The following is a 19,433-nucleotide window of genomic DNA, read 5'->3' as shown; positions in this document are numbered from 1 at the left end:
ATCTGGCCGTTGGACAAGGACGCGTTCGATGTGTCCGATGTGGACCATGCCGCGACCGACTTCCCGGAGCTGAACTTCATCGTCGAGCACGTGGGACTGCCGCGGATCGAGGACTTCTGTTTCATGGCGACCCAGGAGCCCAACGTGTACGCGGGCCTGTCGGTCGTCATCGGCGGTCTCATGCACGCCCGGCCGAAGTTTTTCGCGAAGGTGATGGGCGAGCTGCTGTTCTGGGTCGGCGAGGACAAGATGACCTTCGGCAGTGACTACGGCATCTGGGAGCCGAAGTGGCAGATCGAGGGGTTCGTCGACTGGGACTACCCGAGCGACGAGTTCTCCGACTACCCGCGGGTCACCACCGCGACCAAGAAGAAGATCCTCGGGCTCAACGCCGCGAAGCTCTACGGCATCGAGGTGCCGGCGGAGTTCCAGCTGCCGTCCGACGCCGGCACGCCCGGCGCCCGTGACGACTCGGTCGGCGTCTCGCCGGACTCGCCCGCGGCATCGTTGGCATGAATGGCCACGCGGCCATGGCCGGCTCAGGGTCGCGCAGCCTCCTCGACGCCCTCGAGGGGGTGCGCGACCCTGAGCTCGATGAGCCGATCACCGTGCTCGGGTTCGTCGCGTCCGCGTCGCTGTCCCCGGACGGCGACGCGGCCGTGCACCTGCGCCTGCCCACGTATTTCTGCGCGCCGAACTTCGCCTACCTGATGGTGGCCGACGCCTACGACGCGGTGTCCGCCGTGGTCGGAGTGCGCCGGGTGGAGGTGGTGCTCGACGACCACTTCGCGGCCGGTGCGATCAATGAGGGGGTGGCGGCGCGTGCGGGCTTCGTCGCCTCCTTCACCGGGGAGGCGGTCGACGAGCTCGACTCGCTGCGGGTCAACTTCCTGCGCAAAGCCGTCCTGGCCGGCACCGATCTGGTGTGCCGGCCACTTGTCGACGCGGGGAGGACGCCCGCCGACCTGGCGGCGCTGACGCTGGGCGAGGTGCCGCGGTCGCCGGCCCTGCACCGGCTGCGCCGGCGGCGCGCCGAGCTCGGCCTGCCCGCCGGCGACGCGGCACCGCTGCTCGTCGACCCGGCCTCCGGAGCGGCGGTCGGCGACGCGGCGGTGCCGCTGCACCTGCGCAAGGCCCGGCTGACCCGCACCAGCCTCGACGCCAACACCGGCATCTGCCGCGGGATGCTGCGGCACCGCTACGGAGTGGAGGAGACATGAAAGCCGTACGGCTGCACGCGTACCACCAGTTCCCGGTGGTCGAGGACGTCCCGGAACCGACCGTCAAGGGCCCGTTCGACGTGCTCGTGCGGATCGGCGGCGCCGGCGTCTGCCGGACCGACCTGCACATCATCGAAGAGCAGTGGTCGGCGGCGATGGGCGTCGCGCTGCCCTACACGCTCGGCCACGAGAACGCCGGGTGGGTGCACGAGGTCGGCTCGGCGGTCTCCAGCGTCGCCGTCGGCGACACCGTGATCCTGCACCCGACGCCGACCTGCGGCCTGTGCCGGGCCTGCCGGGCCGGCGACGACATGCACTGCGTCAACAGCTCCTTCCCCGGCCTCTCCGGCGACGGTGGGATGGCCGAACTTCTACTCACCTCCGAGCGCGCCTGCGTGAAGCTCGACCCGGCCACGCGGCCGCAGGACGTCGCCGCCCTCGCCGATGCCGGCATCACCGCCTACCACGCCGTCCGCAAAGCGGTGCCGCTGCTCTACCCGGGCACGACGGCCGCGGTCATCGGCGCCGGCGGGCTCGGCCACATCGGCATCCAATGCCTCGCGGCCCTGACCGCTACCAAGATCATCGTCGTCGACCGCAACCCCGACGCGCTCAAGCTCGCCGAACAGATCGGCGCACACGAGACCGTCGTCGCGGGCGGCTCGCACGTGCAGGCCGTGCAGGACCTGACCGGCGGCCGCGGCGCCGACGTGGTTCTCGACTTCGTCGCCGAGCAGGGCGCCGAGGCCGACGCGTTCGCGATGACCGCGCGGGCCGGTTCCTACTTCGTCATCGGGTACGGCGGCACCGTCCACATCCCGACCCTCGACATCATCTCCACCGAACGCAACATCGTCGGCAACATCGTCGGCACCTACAACGACCTCGCCGAACTGATGGTGCTCGCCCAGGCCGGCCGCGTCACCCTGCACACCCGCACCTACCCGCTGGACGCCGCGGTCGACGCGATCCAGGACCTCGACGCCGGCCGGGTCCGCGGCCGCGCCATTCTCGTGCCGTGAAGGAGATCCCCGATGGCCAAGGAACTGCGCTTCGGCGCTGACGCGCGCACCCTCCTGCTGAACGGCGTCGACAAGTTGGCCGAGGCGGTCAAGTCGACGCTGGGCCCCAAGGGCCGCAACGTGATCCTGGAGAAGATCACCGGTTCCCCGGTCGTCACCAACGACGGCGTGACCATCGCGCGGGAGATCCACCTCAAGGACCAGTTCGAGAACATGGGCGCGCAACTGGTCAAGGAAGCCGCGATCAAGACCAATGACATCGTCGGCGACGGTACGACCACCGCCACGGTGTTGGCCCAGGCGATCGTGCACGAGGGCATGACGGCGATCGGGGCGGGCGCGAACCCCGTACTCGTGAAGCGGGGTGTCGATCTGGCCGTGGAGCGGCTCGTCGAGCACCTGCGCGGCGTCAGCCGGCCGGTCTCCACACAGGAGGAGCTGGCCAGGGTCGCGGCCATCTCCGCCAACGACGACGACGCGGTCGGCTCGGTCATCGCGGCCGCGCTGCACACCGTCGGCGACGGCGGCATCGTCACCGTGGAGGAGGCGCCGCGGCACGGCATGAGCGTCGACTTCGTCGAGGGTTTCGAGTTCGACAACGGCTACATTTCGCCCTATATGGTGACTAACCCGGCGAGTCTGGAGGCGATCGTCAACGACCCATATATCCTGCTGTGCAGTGAGAAAATCACCAAGGTCCAGCAGCTGATGCCGATCCTCGACAAGATCATGCGGGCGCCGAGGCCGCTGGTCATCGTCGCGGAGAACGTCGAGGGCACGGCCCTGTCCATGCTGGCGCACAACCACGTCAACGGCGTGTTCCAGTGCGTCGCCGTGCGGGCGCCCGGTTTCGGCGACCGCCGCCTGCACAAGCTCGAAGACATCGCGGCCATCACCGGCGGCGCGGTCTACAGCCGGCATTCCGGGTTCACGCTGGAGACGATGACGATCGACCAGCTCGGCCGGGCCGCGCAGGTCCGGGTGAACGCCGAGCGCACGGCGATCGTCGACGGCGGCGGCTCGTCGGAGGCGGTCGAGTTCCGGCTGACCCAGATGCGGGCAGAACTCGAGCGGGCGACGTTCGGCGCTGACGAGGACGTGCTGACCGAGCGGATCGGGGCACTGTCCGGCAAGGTCGCCGTGATCAAAGTCGGCGCGCCGACCAATGCCGAGCTCAAGGAACTCCAGCACCGGGTGGAGGACGCGCTGTCGGCGACCCGGGCCGCGATGGCCGAGGGCATCGTCGCGGGTGGCGGCGCCGCGCTGCTGCACGCCGAGGGCGCGCTCGACGACCTCGACGTCAAGGACGACTACGCGACCGGTGTCGAGATCGTGCGGCGGGCGCTGACCGAGCCGGCGTTCCTGATCGCGGCCAACGCCGGCTACTCCGGCCAGGAGGTCGTCGCCCGGATCTCGCAACTCGGCCCGGACGACGGGTTCGACGCGCTCGAGGGCCGGTTCGGCAACATGGTCGAGATGGGCATCGTCGACCCGCTGCGGGTGGCCCGGTCGGCGCTGCAGAACGGCGCGTCCGTCGCCGGGCTGCTGCTGACCACGAACACCCTCGTCGCCGAGGAGCAGACGCCGTGGGGCGGCAGCGCGGCGCTGATGACCGAGTTCGGCCCCCTTGACGAAGGGTTGCGGCAACCGTCACCGGACTCGAGCACGCCGCAGTCGCTGGGCCTCGGCCCGTCGGTCGGCTAGGTCCTTCCTATGGGACCGGTCAAGGGCGACGGTGTGGCTCCCCCCACCGTCGCCCCGGTCGCCCCGGTCGCCCCGGCTCCCGCGACGACCGCCGTGCCTTCCGTCTCTCCTGTTCCCGACGCGGAGTCGGCGCTGCGCCAGTTGCGGTCGCGGGGCCGGCTGCGGGGTGTGATCGCGCTGTTCGGCCCGGCGTTCGTCGCCGCCGTCGCGTACGTCGACCCGGGCAACTTCGCGACCAACTTCACCGCCGGAGCGACGTTCGGCTACACCCTGGTCTGGGTCATCGTGGTCGCCAACCTGATGGCGATGCTGGTGCAGTACCTGTCGGCCAAGGCCGGCGTGGCCACCGGCCGCGACCTGCCCGAACTCTGCCGCGAACACCTGCCCAGGCCGGTCTCCCGCGGCCTGTGGGTGCAGGCCGAGATCATCGCGATGGCCACCGACCTGGCCGAGTTCGTCGGCGCCGCGGTCGGTCTCTATCTCCTCTTCGGTGTGCCGCTGTTCGCCGCCGGCCTCATCACCGCGGTCGTCGCCTTCGCGATCCTGGCGCTGGAGCAGCGGGGCTACCGCCGCTTCGAGTTGGCGATCGTCGCCCTGCTCGGCATCGTCTTCCTGGGCTTCCTCTACGACCTGATCGTGGTCGGCGCGCACCCCGCTTCGTTCGCGGCCGGCCTGGTGCCGCACCTGACCGGTGGCGACAGCCTGCTGCTGGTCTGCGGGATCATCGGCGCGACGGTCATGCCGCACGTGGTCTACCTGCACTCGGCGCTGACCAAGTCGCGGGTCGCCTGCCGCGACGACGCGGAACGCCGCGAGTTGCTCCGCTTCCAGCGCCTCGACGTGGTGGTCGGCCTCGGCGCCGCCGGCCTGATCAACCTGTCCATGCTGGTGATCGCGGCGTCGCTGTTCAACGGCCGCGGCCACTCCGGCGTCGACTCGATCGAGGCGGCCCACGCGGGCCTGGGTGAGTTGGTCGGCGGCGGCGCGGCGCTGGCCTTCGCGGTGGCGCTGCTGGCCTCCGGGCTGTCGTCGTCGAGCGTCGGCACGTACGCCGGTCAGGTCGTCATGCAGGGTTTCATCCGCCGCCAGATCCCGTTGTTCGTGCGCCGCGCGGTGACCATGGCCCCGGCCCTGGTGGTGCTCGGCCTGGGCCTCCCGGCGACGGACAGCCTGGTGATCTCCCAGGTGGTGCTGTCCTTCGGCATCCCGTTCGCGCTGGTGCCACTGCTGATGCTGACCCGCCGCCGCGACATCATGGGCACGTTCGTGAACAACCGGGTGACCAACACGGTGGCGGGGACGATCGCGGCTCTGATCATCGCCCTGAACCTGTTCCTGCTCTGGGACACGTTTCTGGGCTAGAGGGCCATCATGACCAGGCCGGCCGCGGTCACCGCCGCGCTGGCGAGCAGGAACGCCGGGTTGTGCGCGCTCCACCACCGGATGCGGGTCTGCACACAGCCCGGTATCTCGTCGATCCGCACGACCCGCAGGGCGAAGAGATTGAGCGTGGCGGTCAGGACGCCGAGCGCGCCGAGGCCGGCCACCAACTCGGCGACCTGCCCGAACGTCGTGGGCTCCATCTCCGCATCACACCGCCTGTCGGCGTCGTCTCCCGTCTCATCCTGAGACAGCCGACCGGCTTTGTCGAGGTTGACCAGCCGACCGGGCGCTGTCACATCTCGACGTCGCGCGGGCTCATCTGGATGACACGAAGTCCGGCGGCGAGGGTGGAGGAGTTTCCTGATGAGACTGATCATGGTGCGGGCCCGGGTCAGGGACGACAGCATCGACGAGATCGAAGCCGCGGGGCGCACGCTGTTTTCCGCGCTCGAGCGGGAGCAGCCGCACGGCATCCGCTACGCGTCGTGCCGGCTTTCCGACGGCGTGACCTACCTGAACATCCTGGGACTCCAGGACGGCGTCGCGAACCCGCTCTCGGCGCTGCCGGAGGCGAGGGCGTTCCAGGAGAACCTGAGGAGTTGGCTCGCGGAGCCGGCGGCGTCGGAGCCCCTCACCGTCGTCGGCACCTACCGGCTCTTCTGAGCGATGGACGACAGCATCGCGCTCGCCGAACGTTTCGAGCGACACCGCCCGCGGCTGCGGGCGGTCGCCTACCGGATGCTCGGTTCGCTGGCCGAGGCCGACGACGCCGTCCAGGACACCTGGATGCGGCTCAGCGGACGCGACCCGCAGCGGATCGACAACCTCGGCGGATGGCTGACCACCGTCGTCGCCCGCGAGTGCCTGCACGTGCTGCGCTCGCGGCGACGGCGCCGGGAAGACCTCTCCGCGCTGCGGCTGCCCGACCCGGTCGTCATTCCGGACGGCGACCTCGACCCCGAACAGAAGGCGATGCTGACCGACTCGGTCGGCCTGGCCCTGCTCGTCGTGCTCGATCGGCTCACGCCCACCGAACGGCTGGCGTTCGTGCTCCACGACATGTTCGAGGTCCCCTTCGAGGAGATCGCCACCATCGTGGGGCGCAGCCCTACCGCCACGCGGCAACTCGCCAGCCGAGCCCGGCGCCGGGTGGACGGCGCCGGGATCCCGCCACCGCCGCCGGATCTGGCGCGTCAGCGACAGGTGGTCGGCGCCTTCTTCGCGGCGGCCCGTTCGGGTAACTTCGACGCGCTCGTCGAGGTCCTCGCCCCCGACGTCGTGCTCCGCGCCGACGTCGGCGGCCGCGGGCTCAGCGTCGTCCGCGGCGTGCCGGGTGTGGCCGAACTCGCCCGCGCGCCGCTCACTGCGCGCCTTCACCCGGCCCTGGTCAACGGGACCGTCGGCACCGTGGTCACGCTCAGCGGGCGCCCGTTCTCGATAATGGCCTTCGTGGTCGTGGACACCAGGATCGTCGAGATTTACGGCATTCGCGATCCCGACCGGGTCCACCGGGTCGCGGCCGCCGTCCTCGCGCACCGAGCCGCGGCGAGCGGATAGTGTCCGCGGATGGCGACGACGGCTTACCGCGAACTGAGCCACGGCAGGGATGCCGTGTGTGACCGCTTCTACGCCGAGTTCGACTTCCGTCCCAGCATGAACCGGTTCCCGGGGATCAAGGAGCCGGCGCCGTCGGCCACCTGGTCGCTCGGGCGGCTCGACGACGACCCCGGCTACGTGCGGCTCGATCGGCTCGTCGAGGTCGTCCAAGGCGGTCTGGCGGCGTTGGCCGGCGACGGCCCGATCCTGGCGCTGGACTGGCAGCATCCCTGCTACGAGGTCTGGCCGAACCGCATCGGCCCCGACACCCTCGAACCGCCGGGCAGGCCGGGCTGGCCGCTGTCGCCCTATCCCGACGGCGACTACTTCATCTACCTGGCCGACGACTTCCGGTTCGGCACCTTCGGCCACCCGTGGGAGCTGTCGCTGTGCGTGTTCGGCGCCGATCTGCTCGGCCTGATCGAGGCGGATCTGCACGACCTTCTCGGCGAACCCATCCGGCAGCGCCGCGGTTAGAAATGTCCCGCGACAGTCTCACGTCCGCTGCCCCGCGAACGTCTACCAGGCAGAGGAGAAGGGGGAGCGCAGAGATGGACACAAGGCACGTCGTGGTCGACAGCGACCTCGGGCCGATCACGATCGTCGCGCGGGGCGCAGCTGTTACCGGGGTCTACTTCCGGCAGCACGTTCGCCGGCCGGCGCGGGAGACGTTCGGGCCCGAGGCGACGACGGACGAACTGCTCGACGAGGCCGCCCGGCAACTGCTCGAGTATCTCGCCGGCGGGCGGCGCGAGTTCGACCTGCCGCTCGCGGCCGGCGGCGACGCGTTCCAGCAGGCGGTGTGGAAGATCGTCGACGAGGTTCCGTTCGGCGGGACGACGACGTACGGGCGGATCGCCGAAGAGCTCGGTGACCGGGCCCTGGCGTATCGCGTCGGTCAGGCCGTCGGCGCGAATCCGCTGTGCGTTCTCGTGCCCTGCCACCGCGTACTCGGTGCCGACGGTTCGCTGACCGGCTATGCCGGCGGCCTGAAGCGCAAGCGGGCGCTGCTGGAGCTCGAAGAACCGGCCGAGGTCGGCGCCGGGCGACTGTTCTGATCCCGGATCTCACGATTTCCGCGCCGCAGACGTCTTCAATGAGATGAGCATGAAACTGCCGTTCGAGAGGGTGGTCGCGCAGCACGGCGCAACGGTGCTGCGCGTCTGCCGCGTCCTGCTCGGGCCGCATGACGCCGAGGATGCCTGGTCGGAGGCGTTCCTGGCCGCGCTGCGGGCCTACCCAGACCTGCCCGAGACCGCGAACGTGCAGGCCTGGCTGGTGACGATCGCGCACCGTAAGGCGATCGACGTGCTGCGCGCGGCCAAACGCGGCCCCCTGCCGGTCGAGGAGGTTCCTGATTCCGCTACCGGCCTGGGCACGCCGGACGCCGGCGATCCAGACCTCTGGGCCGCCGTACGCCATCTTCCCGACAAGCAACGCCAGGCCGTCGCCTACCACTACGTGGCCGGCCTGACGCACGCCGAGATCGCCGGGATTCTCGGCGGCACCGCCGACGCGGCACGCCGGGCCGCCGCCGACGGGATCAAGAACCTCAGAAAGAGCTATCCGGGCGCACACGCGAAAGGAGCACCGCGATGAACGACGATCTGACCACCCTGCTGTCGGCGCCCGTGGACACCGGCACACTCGATCGGCTGCACCGGCGGCTGGAACGGGAAGCCGACACGGCGGGGCTCGTCGACGTCGCCTACACCACCGTCGACTCGCCGCTCGGCGCGCTGCTGCTGGCGGCCACCGCCAAGGGCCTGGTGCGGGTGGCGTACGCCAGCGAAGACCACGACCAGGTGCTCGAGACGCTCGGCCGCAAGCTGAGCCCGCGGATCCTGCGTGCCCCCCGGCGGCTGGACGACACCGCACGCGAGCTCGACGAATACTTCGCGAAGCGCCGTACCACCTTCGATCTGGCCCTGGATCTTTCGCTCTCGCACGGGTTCCGCCAACTCGTGCAGACCCACCTGCCCGAGATCGGCTACGGGCAGACCCGCACCTATCGGCAGGTCGCCGAGCTCGTCGGCAACCCGAAGGCCGTCCGCGCCGTCGGCACCGCGTGCGCGACCAACCCGCTGCCCGTGGTCATTCCCTGCCACCGCGTCCTGCGCGCCGACGGCACCGTCGGCGGCTACATCGGCGGCCTGGCAGCCAAGACCGCCCTGTTGAAACTGGAGGCCGCGGCATGAACCCCGACCCGTGGCGCGAGCGCGTCGACGGCGGCGACTGGGCGGCGATCACCGCCGAGGTCGACGAATACGGCGGCGCTCTGCTGCCCACGCTGCTGACCCCGGCCGAGACGTCCGAAATCCGCGGGCTCTACCGACGCGACGAGTTCTTCCGCAGCACGGTCGACATGGGCCGGCACCGCTTCGGCGAGGGGGAGTACCGGTATTTCCACGCGCCCTACCCGGAGCCGATCGAACGACTCAAGCAGGCCCTCTACCCGCGCCTGCTGCCGATCGCCCGCGACTGGTGGTCCAAGCTCGGCCGGCCCGCACCCTGGCCGGACACGCTCGACGAGTGGCTCGATCAGTGCCACGGCGCGGGCCAGACCAAATCAACGGCCATCCTTCTGAGGTACGGCGAAAAGGACTGGAACGCGCTCCATCGCGACCTCTACGGCGACCTGGTGTTCCCGCTCCAGGTCGTCGTCAACCTCAACGAGCCCGGCGTCGACCACACCGGCGGCGAGTTCCTGCTGCTGGAACAGCGGCCGCGGGCCCAGTCCCGCGGCACGGCGACGCTGCTGCCGCACGGGCAGGGCTACCTGTTCACCACCCGCGACCGGCCGGTCCGGTCCGCGCGGGGCTGGTCCGCCGCCCCCGTGCGGCACGGCGTCTCGGCCATCCGCTCCGGCGAGCGGCACACCCTCGCCCTGGTCTTCCACGACGCCGCGTGACGACCCTGATCGACGCCGACGGCCGTCCCTACCTCTCTGCGACCAAGGGACTCTGGGGCGGCCACCGGGTTGGCAGAATCTACGGGCGGTTGGACTGCCCCTCCGCCCTGCGGGCCATCGCCCGCGGCGACTACGTGCGGCACCGGGTGTTCTTCGCCGACGAGGCCACCGCGATCGCCGCCGGCTACCGCCCGTGCGCCCGCTGCCTGCCCGGGAGATACCGGGCGTGGCAGGGGGAGGCGTGGGCCCTGGTCGCGCGCGCGCATCGCCGCCGGGCCGCGACGGTCACGAGATGCTGACCTGGGTCGGCGACGACGGGTTGCTGACCTCCGATGTGGCCGACGACGTCGCCGAGCGGGTGGCCGTACTCGCGGCTCTGTCCCGGTTGTCGGAAGGAGACCGCGAGGTGTTGATCCTGGTCGCCTGGTTCGGGTTGAGCCCGGCGCAGGCGGCCCAGGTGCTGGGCTGCACCACGGCGACCTACTTCGTCCGCATCCATCGCGCCCGGCGCCGCCTGGAGAGTGCTCTGGCCTCCGGCGGCGAACCGATCGCAACCCGACCCGCACCCACCACGCTCGTCCCGAAGGAGTCTGTCCGATGAGCCGACACACCGACGTTCTTGATCTCCTTGCCCGCGCGCGGCCGCCGGAGCTCGACATCCCCGAGCGACGGGGTGACCTCGTGTCGAGAATCGTGACCGACGAAGCGCACCGCGCCCGCCCTCGCCGGAACCGCCTACGGCGGCGGCTGGTGCTGGCCTCGTCGGTGGCGGCCGTCGCCGTCGTGGTCGCCGCGACCACCGCGATCCGGACCAACGGCACGCCCGCCTACGCGGTGACCACCGGCCCGGACGGCACGATCACCGTGACGGTCAACCGGGTGGCGGACCCGGGCGCGGCCAATCGCGCGCTGCGTCAACTCGACGAACGCGTTTTCATCATCCAGCCATCCGCCCCGGACGACTGTCCCGTCGCCGATCGGGGCGTGCTGCTGGACGCCGAGTTCGACACGGCGCGGCCCATCAGCGAGGCCATCCGCACACCGGCGAACGAGAATCCGGTGCGCATCGGGCGGGCCAGCATTCCCAAGGACGCCGTGCTCGTGCTGATCCCGCTCGAGGGCATGACGTTCGCGAGAACGTTCTACGCCGCTCCGGGCCCCACGTGTGTGGTCGATTCGTTCCCGCCGGCCACCCGGTAGCCCGCGCCGGGTATAGGCTGCCGATTCCTTGATCATCGGTGAAGGGGTTGTCAGCGTGGCCATCAGTTCCGATGTCCGCCCACCTCGGTCGGTCACCGCCGCGTCGTTGCTCCTGACCGGAACGGCCGTCGTCGCCGCACTCGACGTCGCCGCGACCTGGGCCGCCGCCGGCCGGGTCGACGACGCGGCGCCGACCTTCCTGCAGGCGATGACGGCGCTGGCGGTCGAAGACGCGCCGGACTGGATCGACCGGGCCAAGGGCGCCCTGAACTACAGCGTCGCGGTGGCGGCCGGCGCGATCGTTGTCTTCGCCGTACTGGCCGTGCTGGTGCGGCGCCGGTCGAACGCGGCCCGGGCGGCCGTCTGGGTGGGGGCGGTGCTGGCCGCGTTCGTGTTCGGCGTCGGGCTGGCGAACAGCCCGGAGAACTTCAGCCCGCCCGACGGTTCCAGCCCGGTGATCGCGCAGGCCTGGTCGGTGCTGCTGCCCGGCTGGTACGCGAACACCAGGAGCCTGCTGATCACCGGCGAGCTCCTCACCGTCGCGGTGGCGTCGCTGCTGTTGTTGCGCACGTCGGCCAAGGAGTTCTACCGCCGCCAGGAGGCCGAGCCGGGCCTCGGGGCGTTTCTGATCGCCCGGCAGGACCGGCCGGCCGACTGATCGACCGCGCACAATGGACACCATGGGCGACGAGATCAGCTTCGGCTCCGACGGCCCCCGCCGGCCACCACGGCGGCTGATCGTGGCGGCGCTCGTCGTGGTCGTCGCCGCGGCCGTCGCGTTCGTCGCGTTCGTGGCCTTCCGCGGCGACGACGATCGGCAGGCGGCACCGGCGCCTTCCCCGTCGACCACCGACCCGAGGCCCGTTCCGCCCTGCGCGCCCGTCGGCGGCGGGCAACGCCCGGCGCCCACCGCGCCGGTGGCCGGCCTCAGCCTGGCCGACGGCGGCTCGTCCTCGGAAAGCTGCGACCGCACCGCGCTCGACGGACCGTGGACGGTGGTCCTGCGCCGGCCGGACGGCTCGCTGGGCCGCCGCGGCGCGGTCGTCACGTTCCCGGTGGATCCGCCGGCGCCCGGGCGCGCCGTCATGGTCGGCCGGGTGCGCGGCACGGCGGCGGATCGGCTGATCACCTGGCCGGTCGCCGGCGCGCACGCGCGGGTGCGCGGCGACCTGAGCCAGGCCGACCTGCTGGCGGTCGCCGCTGGAACCACGGTGGTCGACGACCGCCCGACCGTCTCGCCGCCGCCCGGGTTGCGGGTGGTGGCCAGCGGACCGTACCGGCCACCGAGCCTGCGCGAACGGCGCTACGACGCCGAGGCGGTGGGCGAACGCGAGGTGCTCAGCGGCGCCTTGGTCTACAGCGCGGTGACCAGCGGCGGCGGCTTCGAAGACCGCCTGTTCGCCGGGGACGTCGCCGAGATGGGCCCCGTCGACGGCCATCCAGCCGTGCTGTCGCGGGTAGGCGGCGGCAACGCCACGGTGGCCTGGGAATTAGAACCGGGCGTGGTGTTCTACATCGGATACAGCGGCCCGGAACTGCGCGACCCGACAATCGAGGCCCTGCGCCGCCTCACGACCCGCTCCCAGATCCTCGACGCCGCGGCCTGGCAGGCCACCTCACCAAACATCATCGAACAGCCCAACCAACCCGGCTGATTCGACCCGCCCTCGCGCACGTCGGGTCCGCTTCCGCCGCGAGCGGAGCGCAGAGAATTCCCGACACGGTGCGGCGAAGGGTCGGTGGAGATCTGCCATGGCTGGTCGGCGGGGCGATGGCGGCGGCCGTTTGATCCGGGCGGCGCTTCGTTATCTGCGGAAGGCCCAGAAGCGTCGACGGCACCGGCCGCGGGCCGCTGGGTCACCGCGGCCGACCCGAGTGGCTGTCGCTTCGCCGGAAACCGTCCGGAAGTTCAGTGACTACGTCTTCAAACCCGGTGCCGCGCATGGAAAGGACAAGGTGTTCCGGTCGTACGGTTACGACCGCGAGCACAGCGAGCAGTTGGCCGCCGAGTTCACCCGGCAAGGCAACGCCCGCTACGCGGCTGGCGATTTCACGCTGGGTCGCGCTGACCACCACGGCCAACGGATCACGATTCCGGTCGACCTCGTGGGGCGCGGCGACGCCGCCGGGCGCTCGACGACCGTCAAGACTGGTTGGATGATTCGGCCGGATGGATCCATCACGCTCAACACGCCGTTCACGGGGTTCGCCAGATGACCGAGATCCAGCTTTACGACCAGGTGCGCATCGTCACGTCCCGGTTCGAGGGTGACGGCGTCGTCGCCGGCATGCGCGGCTACGTCGTCGAGAAGTTTGCCGACGGGGAGTTCGAGGTCGAAGTGTCGGACCCGGCGACGGGGGAAACCGTCGCGCTGTTGACCGTCCGCCCGGGAGACGTCGAACGCTGACCGTCAGTCGAAGCGTTCGCCCATGGCGGCCAGGATGCGGTCGATCTCGTCGGTCAGCGTGGCTTCGCCGCGGCGTTCCAGCCAGACGTCGGCGCCCAGGCGGACGCTGGCCGTGAAGGCCGCCGCCAGCAGGCGGGCGCGCATCGGGTCGCCGACGCGGCGGGTGAGCTCTTCGGCGATGTCGTTCTCGAACGCCGCGTGGCGGGCCAACTGCTCGCCGATCAGCGACGGGTGCCGGCGGATCAGGCGGCTCTGGGCCACCCACTCCGGGTCGGGCTCGCCCTCCTCGTCGAACAGGGCCCGGGTGCTGGCGCGGATCGCGGCCCAGGCCGGCTCGGCCGCCGGGCGGGCGCGGAGCGCCTGCAGTATGCGGTCCAGGCGTTCGCGCTCGCCGTGCAGGAGGGCGTCCTCCTTGTTGGCGAAGTAGTTCGAGAACGTGCGGCGCGACACCTCGGCCGCGTCGACGATCGCCTCGACCGTCACCTCGGGGAGGCCCCGCTCGATCGCCAACTCCATCGCCGCGCGATGGAGAGCGTCGGCGGTCGCCGCCTTCTTGCGCTCGCGAAGGGTCTGCGCCTCCGCCGTCGCCGTCTCCACGCTTAGGACGATATCGCGCCCAGGGAAGCATTGCTCAATGGGCAACTTTGCGCATCGAGAAATCTGATGGCAAGCTGGACGCGCGCTGCGCTCGCGTTCGTCTGGCGGCCCGACGGGTTGCCGACAAGGATGGTGGTGCGGAGCGCCGACACCTCGCAGGCCTCTGGTGACCCGAAAGGATCAGGCGCGGATGGGCACCTCGGTGGCGCGGCACCCGGACGAGGAACACTACGGTCCGGCCGTACGCCCGATGAAGTTCGAGCGCGGTACCGACGGCCCGCGCGTGGTCATGGTCGGCGTCGACGGCACCGACACCTCGTTGCGCGCGGCCGCGTCGGCGTTCGGGGTCGCCCGGCGCCAGGGCTGCGGGCTCACCATGGTCTTCGTGGCGGCACCCGGGCTGCTGGCCTCGCTCGCCCCGCAGGTCGGCTACGCACAGCAGGAGGCCTTCGACGAGGTCGCCGCCGAGTTGCGGGCCGAGGCGCACCGGGCCGCCGAGGAGTACGGCGTGCCGATCACCCTGGTCACCCGCCGCGGCGACGCCTTCTCCGAACTCGCCGCCGTCGCCGACCAGATCAAGGCCGACTTCGTCTTCGTCGGCGCCTCCGCGCAGGCCGGCCACAAGTTCGTCGGCTCGATCGCCACCCGCCTGGTCCGCCTCGCGCACTGGCCCGTGGTCGTCGTTCCTTAGCCCGCACGGCGTTGCCAGGCCCGCACGGCGTTGCCTGGCCCGCACGGCGTTGCCTGGCCCGCACGGCGTTGCCTGGCCCGCACGGCGTTGGCTCGCCCGCCGCGCCGCCTAGACCGCGCGGTGTCGCCTAGACCGCGCGCGCCGAGTCGTAGGCGGAACGCGCGGCGAACACGTCGTCGAGCTTGCTCTCGACCCACCGGGTCAGCGTCCAGACCTGCTCGGCCACCTCGCGGCCCACGGGGGTCAGCGAGTAGTCGACCCGTGGCGGGATGACCGGCTTGGCGTCGCGGTCGACGAAGCCGTCGCGTTCCAGCGTCTGGAGCGTCTGGGCGAGCATCTTCTCGCTCACCCCGCCGACCTCGCGGCGCAGCTCGCTGAACCGGTGCGGTCGATCCAGCAACGCGGCCAGGACCAGCACGCCCCAGCGGCTGGTGACGTGCTCGAGCACCCCGCGGGACGGGCAGTCGGCCCGGTTGACGTTGGGCGCCTCACTTACGGTCATGCCGGTACCTTACTTCAAGGTGGGTACTTTCGACGAGAGGGGTATGCGACGTAGCGTTAGTCGAAACAGGCTACTCGGACAAAAGGAACAAGCATGAGCATCGTCATCACCGGGGCCAACGGGCATCTCGGTCGCCTGGCCGTCGCCGACCTGATCGCCCGCGGTGTGCCGGCGGACCGGATCATCGGGGTCGTCCGCAGCGTCGAGAAGGGTGCCGAACTGGCCGGCCAGGGTGTGCGGCTGCACGTCGCCGACTACGACCGGCCCGACAGCTTCAGCGGTGCGTTCGCCGCCGGCGACCGGGTGCTGCTGATCTCCGGCAGCGAGCCGGGCCGGCGCGGCCCGCAGCACAAGGCCGTGATCGACGCCGCGGCGGGCGCCGGGGTCGCCCAGCTCGCCTACACCGGCGCGTTCGGTGGCCCGAGGGCCTGGTTCCGCCTCGCCGACGACCACCGCGAGACCGAGGACCTGATCCTCGCCTCCGGCCTGCCCTACACGTTCCTGCGCAACAACTGGTACTCGGAGATCTACACCGGCGACGTGGCCGGGATCGTGGCCCGCGGCGCGGTGACCAACGCCGTCGCGGCGGAAAGCCGCATCGCCACCGCCTCCCGGGCCGACTTCGCCGCGGCGGCGGCGGCCGTGCTCACCGGCGAGGGGCATCTCAACCGGGCGTACGAGCTCAGCGGTGACAGCGCGTGGTCGTTCGGTGAGTTCGCCGCCGAGGTGAGCCGGCAGAGCGGCAGGCCGGTTTCGCACGTCACCGTCGCCCCGGCCGAGCTCAAGGCGATCCTCGTCGGCGCCGGTCTGCCCGACGCGTTCGCCGACGTGCTCGTCGAGGTCGATGACGCGATCAACAAGGGCGCCCTGGCCGGCACCCCGGGCGACCTTGCCCGGCTGATCGGCCGTCCGACCACGCCGATCGCCGACACGATCGCCGCGGACCTGGCGACGCTGGGCTAGCGGCGCAACCGGATGGTCGCGATCTGGAACGGACGCAGCCGCAGGGTCAACCCCTCGGCCAGCGCGTCCGGTTCCAGTTCGCGCTCGAGCAGGTCGGTCTCGACGGCGCCGGCCACCGCGAAGTCAGGCGAGATCGTCGCCGTGGCCCGGCCGCCGAGCGCCTCGTAGACCCGGACCACCACGTCGCCGCTGCGGTCGTCGGCCAGCTTGACCGCCTCGACCACCACCGCGTCGGCGGGCGTCGACGTCACCCGCACCAGCGGAGCGGAAGCCGGACCCAGCGCACCCCGCAATGGCAGGTTGATCTCGTACCCGGCCCGCACCGCGGCCGCCTCAGCGGCGCCCGGCACCAGCGCGTAGCGCATGGCGTGCCGGCCCTGGTCGGTCTCCGGGTCGGGGAAGCGCGGCGCCCGCAACAGCGACAACCGCACGACGCTGGCCGTGCCGCCGCCCTCCCGCGCCACCCGCCGCACGTCGTGCCCGTAGGTCGAGTCGTTGACCACCGCCACCCCGTAGCCGGGCTCGGCCACCCGCACCCAGCGGTGTGCGCACACCTCGAACCGGGCCGCGTCCCACGAGGTGTTCTCGTGCGTCGCCCTAGTCAGGTGCCCGTACTGCGTCTCGAACTGCGCCTTGTCGGTGTGCACGTCGATCGGGAAGGCCACCTTGAGGAACTTCTCCCGCTCGTGCCAGTCGACCTCGACCCGGAAGTCGACCCGCCGCGCGCCGGGGGCCAGTGTGATCTCCTGGGTCACGGTGGACGCGCCGAACGACCGCGAGACCCGCACCGTGTCGTCCGACACCGCCAGCGACGTGACACTGTCCACATCGGTCACCAGGTCACGGTAGAACGGGTCGACGTCCCAGGCGTCCCACCGGTTGGGTTCGTCGCGGTGCAGCTGCAACAGGTTGGCCGGCCCGGCCAGCACCTCGCGCCCGGCGGCCAGGTCGACCACCGAGGTGACCAGCCCGCGCCCGTCGACGGCGACCCGCAGCACGCCGTTGTCGAGCACCCAGCCGCCGTCGTGCGTCTCGGCCCGCGTCGAACCGGCGGCCGGCGTGCGGGGGCCCGCACCGAGCGCGGGGACGCCGTCGCGCTCGAACGGCGCCGCGTTGAAGACCACGTCGTCGCCGGGCCGTCCGATGGCTGCGGCGATCAGACCTTCCAGATCACCGGCGATCCGGGCGTACGTCTCCCGCGCCTCGCGATGCACCCAGGCGATCGACGACCCGGGCAGGATGTCGTGGAACTGGTGCAGCAGCACCGTTTTCCAGATCCGGTCGAGCGCCTCGTAGGGATAGTCGACGCCGTCGCGGACCGTCGCGGTCGTGCACCACAGTTCCGCCTCGCGCAGCAGGTGCTCGGCCCGCCGGTTGCCCTGCTTGGTCGCCGCCTGCGAGGTGTAGGTGGCCCGGTGCAACTCCAGGTAGAGCTCGCCGACCCAGACGGGGGCCCGCGCGCCGTACTCGGCCTCCGCGGCCGCGAAGAAGTTCGCCGGCGCCTCGACCGTGACCCGCGGCGAGCCTTCCAGGTCGGCCAGGCGGCGGGCCCGGGCGAGCATCTCCCGGGTCGGCCCGCCGCCGCCGTCGCCGTGGCCGAACGGCAGCAACGAACGGGTGGCCCCGCCCTTGTCGCGGAAGTTGCGCACCGCGTGCGCGACCTCGGCGCCGGTCAGCTCGCCGTTGTAGGTGTCGGCCGGCGGGAAGTGGGTGAACACCCGCGTGCCGTCGATGCCCTCCCACCAGAACGTGTGGTGCGGGAACCGGTTGGTCTGGTTCCACGAGATCTTCTGGGTGAGGAACCACCGGGTGCCGCTGAGCTTGACGATCTGGGGGAGCGCGGCCGAGTAGCCGAACGAGTCGGGCAGCCACGCCTCCCGCGTCTCGATGCCGAACTTCTCGAGGAACCAGCGCTTGCCGTGGATGAACTGGCGGGCCATCGCCTCGCCGCCGGGCAGGTTGGTGTCGGACTCGACCCACATCCCGCCCACCGGCACGAACCGGCCCGCACGGACGTGCTCGGCGACCCGGGCGAACACCTCGGGTCGGTGCTCCTCCAACCAGGCGAACTGCTGTGCGGACGACATCGCGTACACCAGGTCGGGATGGGTGTCGAGCAGGTCCGTGACGTTGGCCGCGGTGCGCGCGACCTTGCGCACCGTCTCTCGCTGCGGCCAGAGCCAGGCAGTGTCGATGTGCGCGTGGCCGACGGCGCTGATCCGGTGCGCGCTGGCGTGTGCCGGGCGGGCCAGCAGGCCGGCCAGTTCGGCGCGGGCCGCCGCGGCGGTGCCGGACAGGTCGGCCGGGTCGAGCGTGTCCATCGCCCGCGACAGCGCGCGCAGGATCTGGTGGCCGCGCGGCTCGCCGGCCGGCAGTTCGGCCCGCAGTTCGGCGAGCACCGTCAGGTCGTGGACGAGGTCGGCCAGCGTCTCGTCGCGCACGGTGAGGTCGGCGCGGGCCAGCCGGTAGAGCGGTGCGTCGCCGGCGGTGGCCAGGTCGCCGAGGTCGGTCGGCCGGAAACCGTCGAGCACGGTGGGGTTGGCGGCGGCCTCGACGAACAGGTCCACCGTCGACCCATCGATCGGGACCCAGTCGTTGCGCGGGTGCAGTCCCTTGTGGACAGAGCCGTCCGGCCGGTAGGCGAGGCCCTCGGCCTGGAAGCCGGGCGAGGAGGAGTTCCAGCCGAGGTCGACGACCGCCTCGACCCGGGTGCCGGCGGGCAGGTCGGGGACCGTGCCGGTGAGGTGGAACCAGGTGGTGCTCCACGGCGGGCCCCAGGCGCCGCCGACCGGGAACGGTGCGAACGTTCCCGCGGCCAGGGCGACCGCCGGCGGCACCGGTTCGCCGGGCACGGGCCAGGCGGCCACATCGAGGCCGGCGACCACGCGGTGCACCGCCGGCCGGAGCCGCTCCGCGAGGAGGCGGGAGAGACGATCTTCGACAACGGTCCGGTCGTCATGCACGACAAGATCCTATCGATGCGCGTACGCGTTGAGGATTTGCCTTATTTGCGGGAAAAGTCAGGTGTGCAGGTCTGGAACACGCCGGCGGACCGGCAAGGCATGCGGTGGCGGATCGAGGTGCGCGACACGGGCGCGGTGAGCGTCTTCCGCCGCACCGGCCAGCGGGTCGCGCATGCACCGCTGCGGAACCCGCGCGACCTCTGGGAACTCGGTGAGTGGCTGGTCGACCGGGGGATCGACCCCGAGCAGTTGACCTCCCGGTAATCGACGTGA

At 71.5% G+C, this 19,433-nt stretch carries 26 protein-coding genes; 22 read left to right on the top strand and 4 right to left on the bottom strand.

Annotation, left to right across the window (positions count from 1 at the left end):
* The 5 genes from AB0J74_RS27080 to AB0J74_RS27060 all read left to right on the top strand — a co-directional run.
* A partial coding sequence (locus tag AB0J74_RS27080; RefSeq protein ID WP_363452700.1) for an amidohydrolase family protein occupies nucleotides 1-516 on the top strand: 516 nt, incomplete at its 5' end.
* Complete coding sequence (locus AB0J74_RS27075) at nucleotides 513-1,220, top strand: iron-sulfur cluster assembly protein (RefSeq protein ID WP_363452698.1); 708 nt, start codon at nucleotides 513-515, stop codon at nucleotides 1,218-1,220. The genes AB0J74_RS27080 and AB0J74_RS27075, both read left to right, overlap by 4 nt.
* Nucleotides 1,217-2,242 (top strand): NAD(P)-dependent alcohol dehydrogenase, encoded by a 1,026-nt coding sequence (locus AB0J74_RS27070; RefSeq protein ID WP_363452696.1) that lies wholly within the window; start codon nucleotides 1,217-1,219, stop codon nucleotides 2,240-2,242. Before AB0J74_RS27075 ends, AB0J74_RS27070 begins: the two co-directional genes overlap by 4 nt.
* A 12-nt stretch (nucleotides 2,243-2,254) precedes the next feature.
* Nucleotides 2,255-3,946, top strand: a complete 1,692-nt coding sequence (groL, locus tag AB0J74_RS27065; RefSeq protein WP_363452694.1) for a chaperonin GroEL — start codon at nucleotides 2,255-2,257, stop codon at nucleotides 3,944-3,946.
* A 9-nt stretch (nucleotides 3,947-3,955) separates the two neighbouring features.
* The gene (locus AB0J74_RS27060) at nucleotides 3,956-5,308 is read left to right on the top strand and encodes an Nramp family divalent metal transporter (protein WP_363452692.1); all 1,353 of its coding nucleotides are present in this window, start codon (nucleotides 3,956-3,958) and stop codon (nucleotides 5,306-5,308) included.
* On the opposite strand, the gene AB0J74_RS27055 is transcribed toward AB0J74_RS27060, so the two are convergent.
* Nucleotides 5,305-5,529, bottom strand: a complete 225-nt coding sequence (locus tag AB0J74_RS27055) for a hypothetical protein (RefSeq protein WP_363452690.1) — start codon at nucleotides 5,527-5,529, stop codon at nucleotides 5,305-5,307. The two genes, AB0J74_RS27060 and AB0J74_RS27055, sit on opposite strands and share 4 nt — an antisense overlap.
* Before the next feature lie 163 nt (nucleotides 5,530-5,692).
* Between AB0J74_RS27055 and AB0J74_RS27050 the strand changes: the two genes are divergently transcribed.
* From AB0J74_RS27050 to AB0J74_RS26985, 14 genes are all read left to right on the top strand, one after another.
* Nucleotides 5,693-5,992, top strand: coding sequence for a hypothetical protein (locus AB0J74_RS27050; RefSeq protein WP_363452688.1), 300 nt, complete (start codon nucleotides 5,693-5,695; stop codon nucleotides 5,990-5,992).
* Nucleotides 5,993-5,995: 3 nt separating this feature from the next.
* The gene (sigJ, locus tag AB0J74_RS27045; RefSeq protein WP_363452687.1) at nucleotides 5,996-6,886 is read left to right on the top strand and encodes an RNA polymerase sigma factor SigJ; all 891 of its coding nucleotides are present in this window, start codon (nucleotides 5,996-5,998) and stop codon (nucleotides 6,884-6,886) included.
* A 9-nt stretch (nucleotides 6,887-6,895) separates the two neighbouring features.
* A complete protein-coding gene (locus AB0J74_RS27040; protein ID WP_363452685.1) occupies nucleotides 6,896-7,402 on the top strand; it encodes a DUF2716 domain-containing protein in 507 nt (168 codons plus the stop codon).
* 74 nt (nucleotides 7,403-7,476) lie between these two features.
* On the top strand, nucleotides 7,477-7,983 hold the full coding sequence (locus AB0J74_RS27035) for a methylated-DNA--[protein]-cysteine S-methyltransferase (RefSeq protein WP_363452683.1): 507 nt from the start codon (nucleotides 7,477-7,479) through the stop codon (nucleotides 7,981-7,983).
* A 49-nt stretch (nucleotides 7,984-8,032) separates the two neighbouring features.
* Complete coding sequence (locus AB0J74_RS27030; RefSeq protein ID WP_363452681.1) at nucleotides 8,033-8,524, top strand: sigma-70 family RNA polymerase sigma factor; 492 nt, start codon at nucleotides 8,033-8,035, stop codon at nucleotides 8,522-8,524.
* Nucleotides 8,521-9,123, top strand: coding sequence for a methylated-DNA--[protein]-cysteine S-methyltransferase (locus tag AB0J74_RS27025; RefSeq protein WP_363452679.1), 603 nt, complete (start codon nucleotides 8,521-8,523; stop codon nucleotides 9,121-9,123). The genes AB0J74_RS27030 and AB0J74_RS27025 overlap by 4 nt, the downstream gene beginning before the upstream one ends.
* Nucleotides 9,120-9,836 carry a 2OG-Fe(II) oxygenase gene (locus tag AB0J74_RS27020; RefSeq protein ID WP_363452677.1) on the top strand — a complete coding sequence of 239 codons (717 nt, stop codon included), beginning with the start codon at nucleotides 9,120-9,122 and terminating at the stop codon, nucleotides 9,834-9,836. The genes AB0J74_RS27025 and AB0J74_RS27020 overlap by 4 nt, the downstream gene beginning before the upstream one ends.
* A complete protein-coding gene (locus AB0J74_RS27015; protein WP_363452675.1) occupies nucleotides 9,833-10,135 on the top strand; it encodes an Ada metal-binding domain-containing protein in 303 nt (100 codons plus the stop codon). Before AB0J74_RS27020 ends, AB0J74_RS27015 begins: the two co-directional genes overlap by 4 nt.
* On the top strand, nucleotides 10,129-10,437 hold the full coding sequence (locus AB0J74_RS27010; protein ID WP_363452673.1) for a sigma factor-like helix-turn-helix DNA-binding protein: 309 nt from the start codon (nucleotides 10,129-10,131) through the stop codon (nucleotides 10,435-10,437). The genes AB0J74_RS27015 and AB0J74_RS27010 overlap by 7 nt, the downstream gene beginning before the upstream one ends.
* Nucleotides 10,434-11,036: a hypothetical protein gene (locus tag AB0J74_RS27005; RefSeq protein WP_363452671.1), complete on the top strand. Its 603-nt coding sequence runs from the start codon at nucleotides 10,434-10,436 to the stop codon at nucleotides 11,034-11,036. The genes AB0J74_RS27010 and AB0J74_RS27005 overlap by 4 nt, the downstream gene beginning before the upstream one ends.
* A gap of 55 nt (nucleotides 11,037-11,091) precedes the next feature.
* On the top strand, nucleotides 11,092-11,694 hold the full coding sequence (locus tag AB0J74_RS27000; protein WP_363452669.1) for a hypothetical protein: 603 nt from the start codon (nucleotides 11,092-11,094) through the stop codon (nucleotides 11,692-11,694).
* Nucleotides 11,695-11,716: 22 nt separating this feature from the next.
* The gene (locus tag AB0J74_RS26995; protein WP_363452667.1) at nucleotides 11,717-12,691 is read left to right on the top strand and encodes a hypothetical protein; all 975 of its coding nucleotides are present in this window, start codon (nucleotides 11,717-11,719) and stop codon (nucleotides 12,689-12,691) included.
* Nucleotides 12,692-12,821: 130 nt separating this feature from the next.
* Entirely contained in the window at nucleotides 12,822-13,253 is a 432-nt protein-coding gene (locus tag AB0J74_RS26990; protein WP_363452665.1) for a DUF6883 domain-containing protein, read from the top strand.
* Entirely contained in the window at nucleotides 13,250-13,444 is a 195-nt protein-coding gene (locus tag AB0J74_RS26985; protein ID WP_363452663.1) for a DUF4926 domain-containing protein, read from the top strand. Before AB0J74_RS26990 ends, AB0J74_RS26985 begins: the two co-directional genes overlap by 4 nt.
* Nucleotides 13,445-13,447: 3 nt before the next feature.
* Here the strand turns inward: AB0J74_RS26985 and AB0J74_RS26980 are convergent, their stop codons facing one another.
* Nucleotides 13,448-14,041, bottom strand: a complete 594-nt coding sequence (locus AB0J74_RS26980; RefSeq protein ID WP_363452661.1) for a TetR family transcriptional regulator — start codon at nucleotides 14,039-14,041, stop codon at nucleotides 13,448-13,450.
* A gap of 166 nt (nucleotides 14,042-14,207) precedes the next feature.
* Here AB0J74_RS26980 and AB0J74_RS26975 point away from each other — a divergent pair, with 166 nt between their 5' ends.
* Entirely contained in the window at nucleotides 14,208-14,732 is a 525-nt protein-coding gene (locus AB0J74_RS26975; protein WP_363452659.1) for a universal stress protein, read from the top strand.
* A 127-nt stretch (nucleotides 14,733-14,859) separates the two neighbouring features.
* Here the strand turns inward: AB0J74_RS26975 and AB0J74_RS26970 are convergent, their stop codons facing one another.
* A complete protein-coding gene (locus AB0J74_RS26970; protein ID WP_363452657.1) occupies nucleotides 14,860-15,234 on the bottom strand; it encodes a helix-turn-helix domain-containing protein in 375 nt (124 codons plus the stop codon).
* Between the two features lie 93 nt (nucleotides 15,235-15,327).
* Here AB0J74_RS26970 and AB0J74_RS26965 point away from each other — a divergent pair, with 93 nt between their 5' ends.
* A complete protein-coding gene (locus tag AB0J74_RS26965) occupies nucleotides 15,328-16,197 on the top strand; it encodes an SDR family oxidoreductase (protein ID WP_363452655.1) in 870 nt (289 codons plus the stop codon).
* On the opposite strand, the gene AB0J74_RS26960 is transcribed toward AB0J74_RS26965, so the two are convergent.
* Nucleotides 16,194-19,160, bottom strand: coding sequence for a glycoside hydrolase family 38 C-terminal domain-containing protein (locus AB0J74_RS26960; protein ID WP_363452653.1), 2,967 nt, complete (start codon nucleotides 19,158-19,160; stop codon nucleotides 16,194-16,196). The two genes, AB0J74_RS26965 and AB0J74_RS26960, sit on opposite strands and share 4 nt — an antisense overlap.
* Here AB0J74_RS26960 and AB0J74_RS26955 point away from each other — a divergent pair.
* Entirely contained in the window at nucleotides 19,155-19,424 is a 270-nt protein-coding gene (locus AB0J74_RS26955) for a hypothetical protein (protein ID WP_363452651.1), read from the top strand. The genes AB0J74_RS26960 and AB0J74_RS26955 overlap by 6 nt on opposite strands.
* Nucleotides 19,425-19,433: the final 9 nt, after the last annotated feature.

It is taken from the genome of Asanoa sp. NPDC049573, from assembly GCF_040676615.1.
GTDB lineage: Bacteria > Actinomycetota > Actinomycetes > Mycobacteriales > Micromonosporaceae > Asanoa.
The sequence above is the reverse complement of the archived record's forward strand: the minus strand, read 5'-3'. Positions and strand labels throughout refer to the sequence as shown.

Excerpts from the sequence above, each read along its gene's own strand:
- AB0J74_RS27075 (WP_363452698.1), top strand. The coding sequence starts at position 513 with ATGAATGGCCACGCGGCCATGGCCGGCTCAGGGTCGCGCAGCCTCCTC.
- AB0J74_RS27070 (WP_363452696.1), top strand. The coding sequence starts at position 1,217 with ATGAAAGCCGTACGGCTGCACGCGTACCACCAGTTCCCGGTGGTCGAG.
- groL (WP_363452694.1), top strand. The coding sequence starts at position 2,255 with ATGGCCAAGGAACTGCGCTTCGGCGCTGACGCGCGCACCCTCCTGCTG.
- AB0J74_RS27060 (WP_363452692.1), top strand. The coding sequence starts at position 3,956 with ATGGGACCGGTCAAGGGCGACGGTGTGGCTCCCCCCACCGTCGCCCCG.
- AB0J74_RS27055 (WP_363452690.1), bottom strand. The coding sequence starts at position 5,529 with ATGGAGCCCACGACGTTCGGGCAGGTCGCCGAGTTGGTGGCCGGCCTC.
- AB0J74_RS27050 (WP_363452688.1), top strand. The coding sequence starts at position 5,693 with ATGAGACTGATCATGGTGCGGGCCCGGGTCAGGGACGACAGCATCGAC.
- sigJ (WP_363452687.1), top strand. The coding sequence starts at position 5,996 with ATGGACGACAGCATCGCGCTCGCCGAACGTTTCGAGCGACACCGCCCG.
- AB0J74_RS27040 (WP_363452685.1), top strand. The coding sequence starts at position 6,896 with ATGGCGACGACGGCTTACCGCGAACTGAGCCACGGCAGGGATGCCGTG.
- AB0J74_RS27035 (WP_363452683.1), top strand. The coding sequence starts at position 7,477 with ATGGACACAAGGCACGTCGTGGTCGACAGCGACCTCGGGCCGATCACG.
- AB0J74_RS27030 (WP_363452681.1), top strand. The coding sequence starts at position 8,033 with ATGAAACTGCCGTTCGAGAGGGTGGTCGCGCAGCACGGCGCAACGGTG.
- AB0J74_RS27025 (WP_363452679.1), top strand. The coding sequence starts at position 8,521 with ATGAACGACGATCTGACCACCCTGCTGTCGGCGCCCGTGGACACCGGC.
- AB0J74_RS27020 (WP_363452677.1), top strand. The coding sequence starts at position 9,120 with ATGAACCCCGACCCGTGGCGCGAGCGCGTCGACGGCGGCGACTGGGCG.
- AB0J74_RS27010 (WP_363452673.1), top strand. The coding sequence starts at position 10,129 with ATGCTGACCTGGGTCGGCGACGACGGGTTGCTGACCTCCGATGTGGCC.
- AB0J74_RS27005 (WP_363452671.1), top strand. The coding sequence starts at position 10,434 with ATGAGCCGACACACCGACGTTCTTGATCTCCTTGCCCGCGCGCGGCCG.
- AB0J74_RS26995 (WP_363452667.1), top strand. The coding sequence starts at position 11,717 with ATGGGCGACGAGATCAGCTTCGGCTCCGACGGCCCCCGCCGGCCACCA.
- AB0J74_RS26985 (WP_363452663.1), top strand. The coding sequence starts at position 13,250 with ATGACCGAGATCCAGCTTTACGACCAGGTGCGCATCGTCACGTCCCGG.
- AB0J74_RS26970 (WP_363452657.1), bottom strand. The coding sequence starts at position 15,234 with ATGACCGTAAGTGAGGCGCCCAACGTCAACCGGGCCGACTGCCCGTCC.
- AB0J74_RS26965 (WP_363452655.1), top strand. The coding sequence starts at position 15,328 with ATGAGCATCGTCATCACCGGGGCCAACGGGCATCTCGGTCGCCTGGCC.
- AB0J74_RS26955 (WP_363452651.1), top strand. The coding sequence starts at position 19,155 with ATGCACGACAAGATCCTATCGATGCGCGTACGCGTTGAGGATTTGCCT.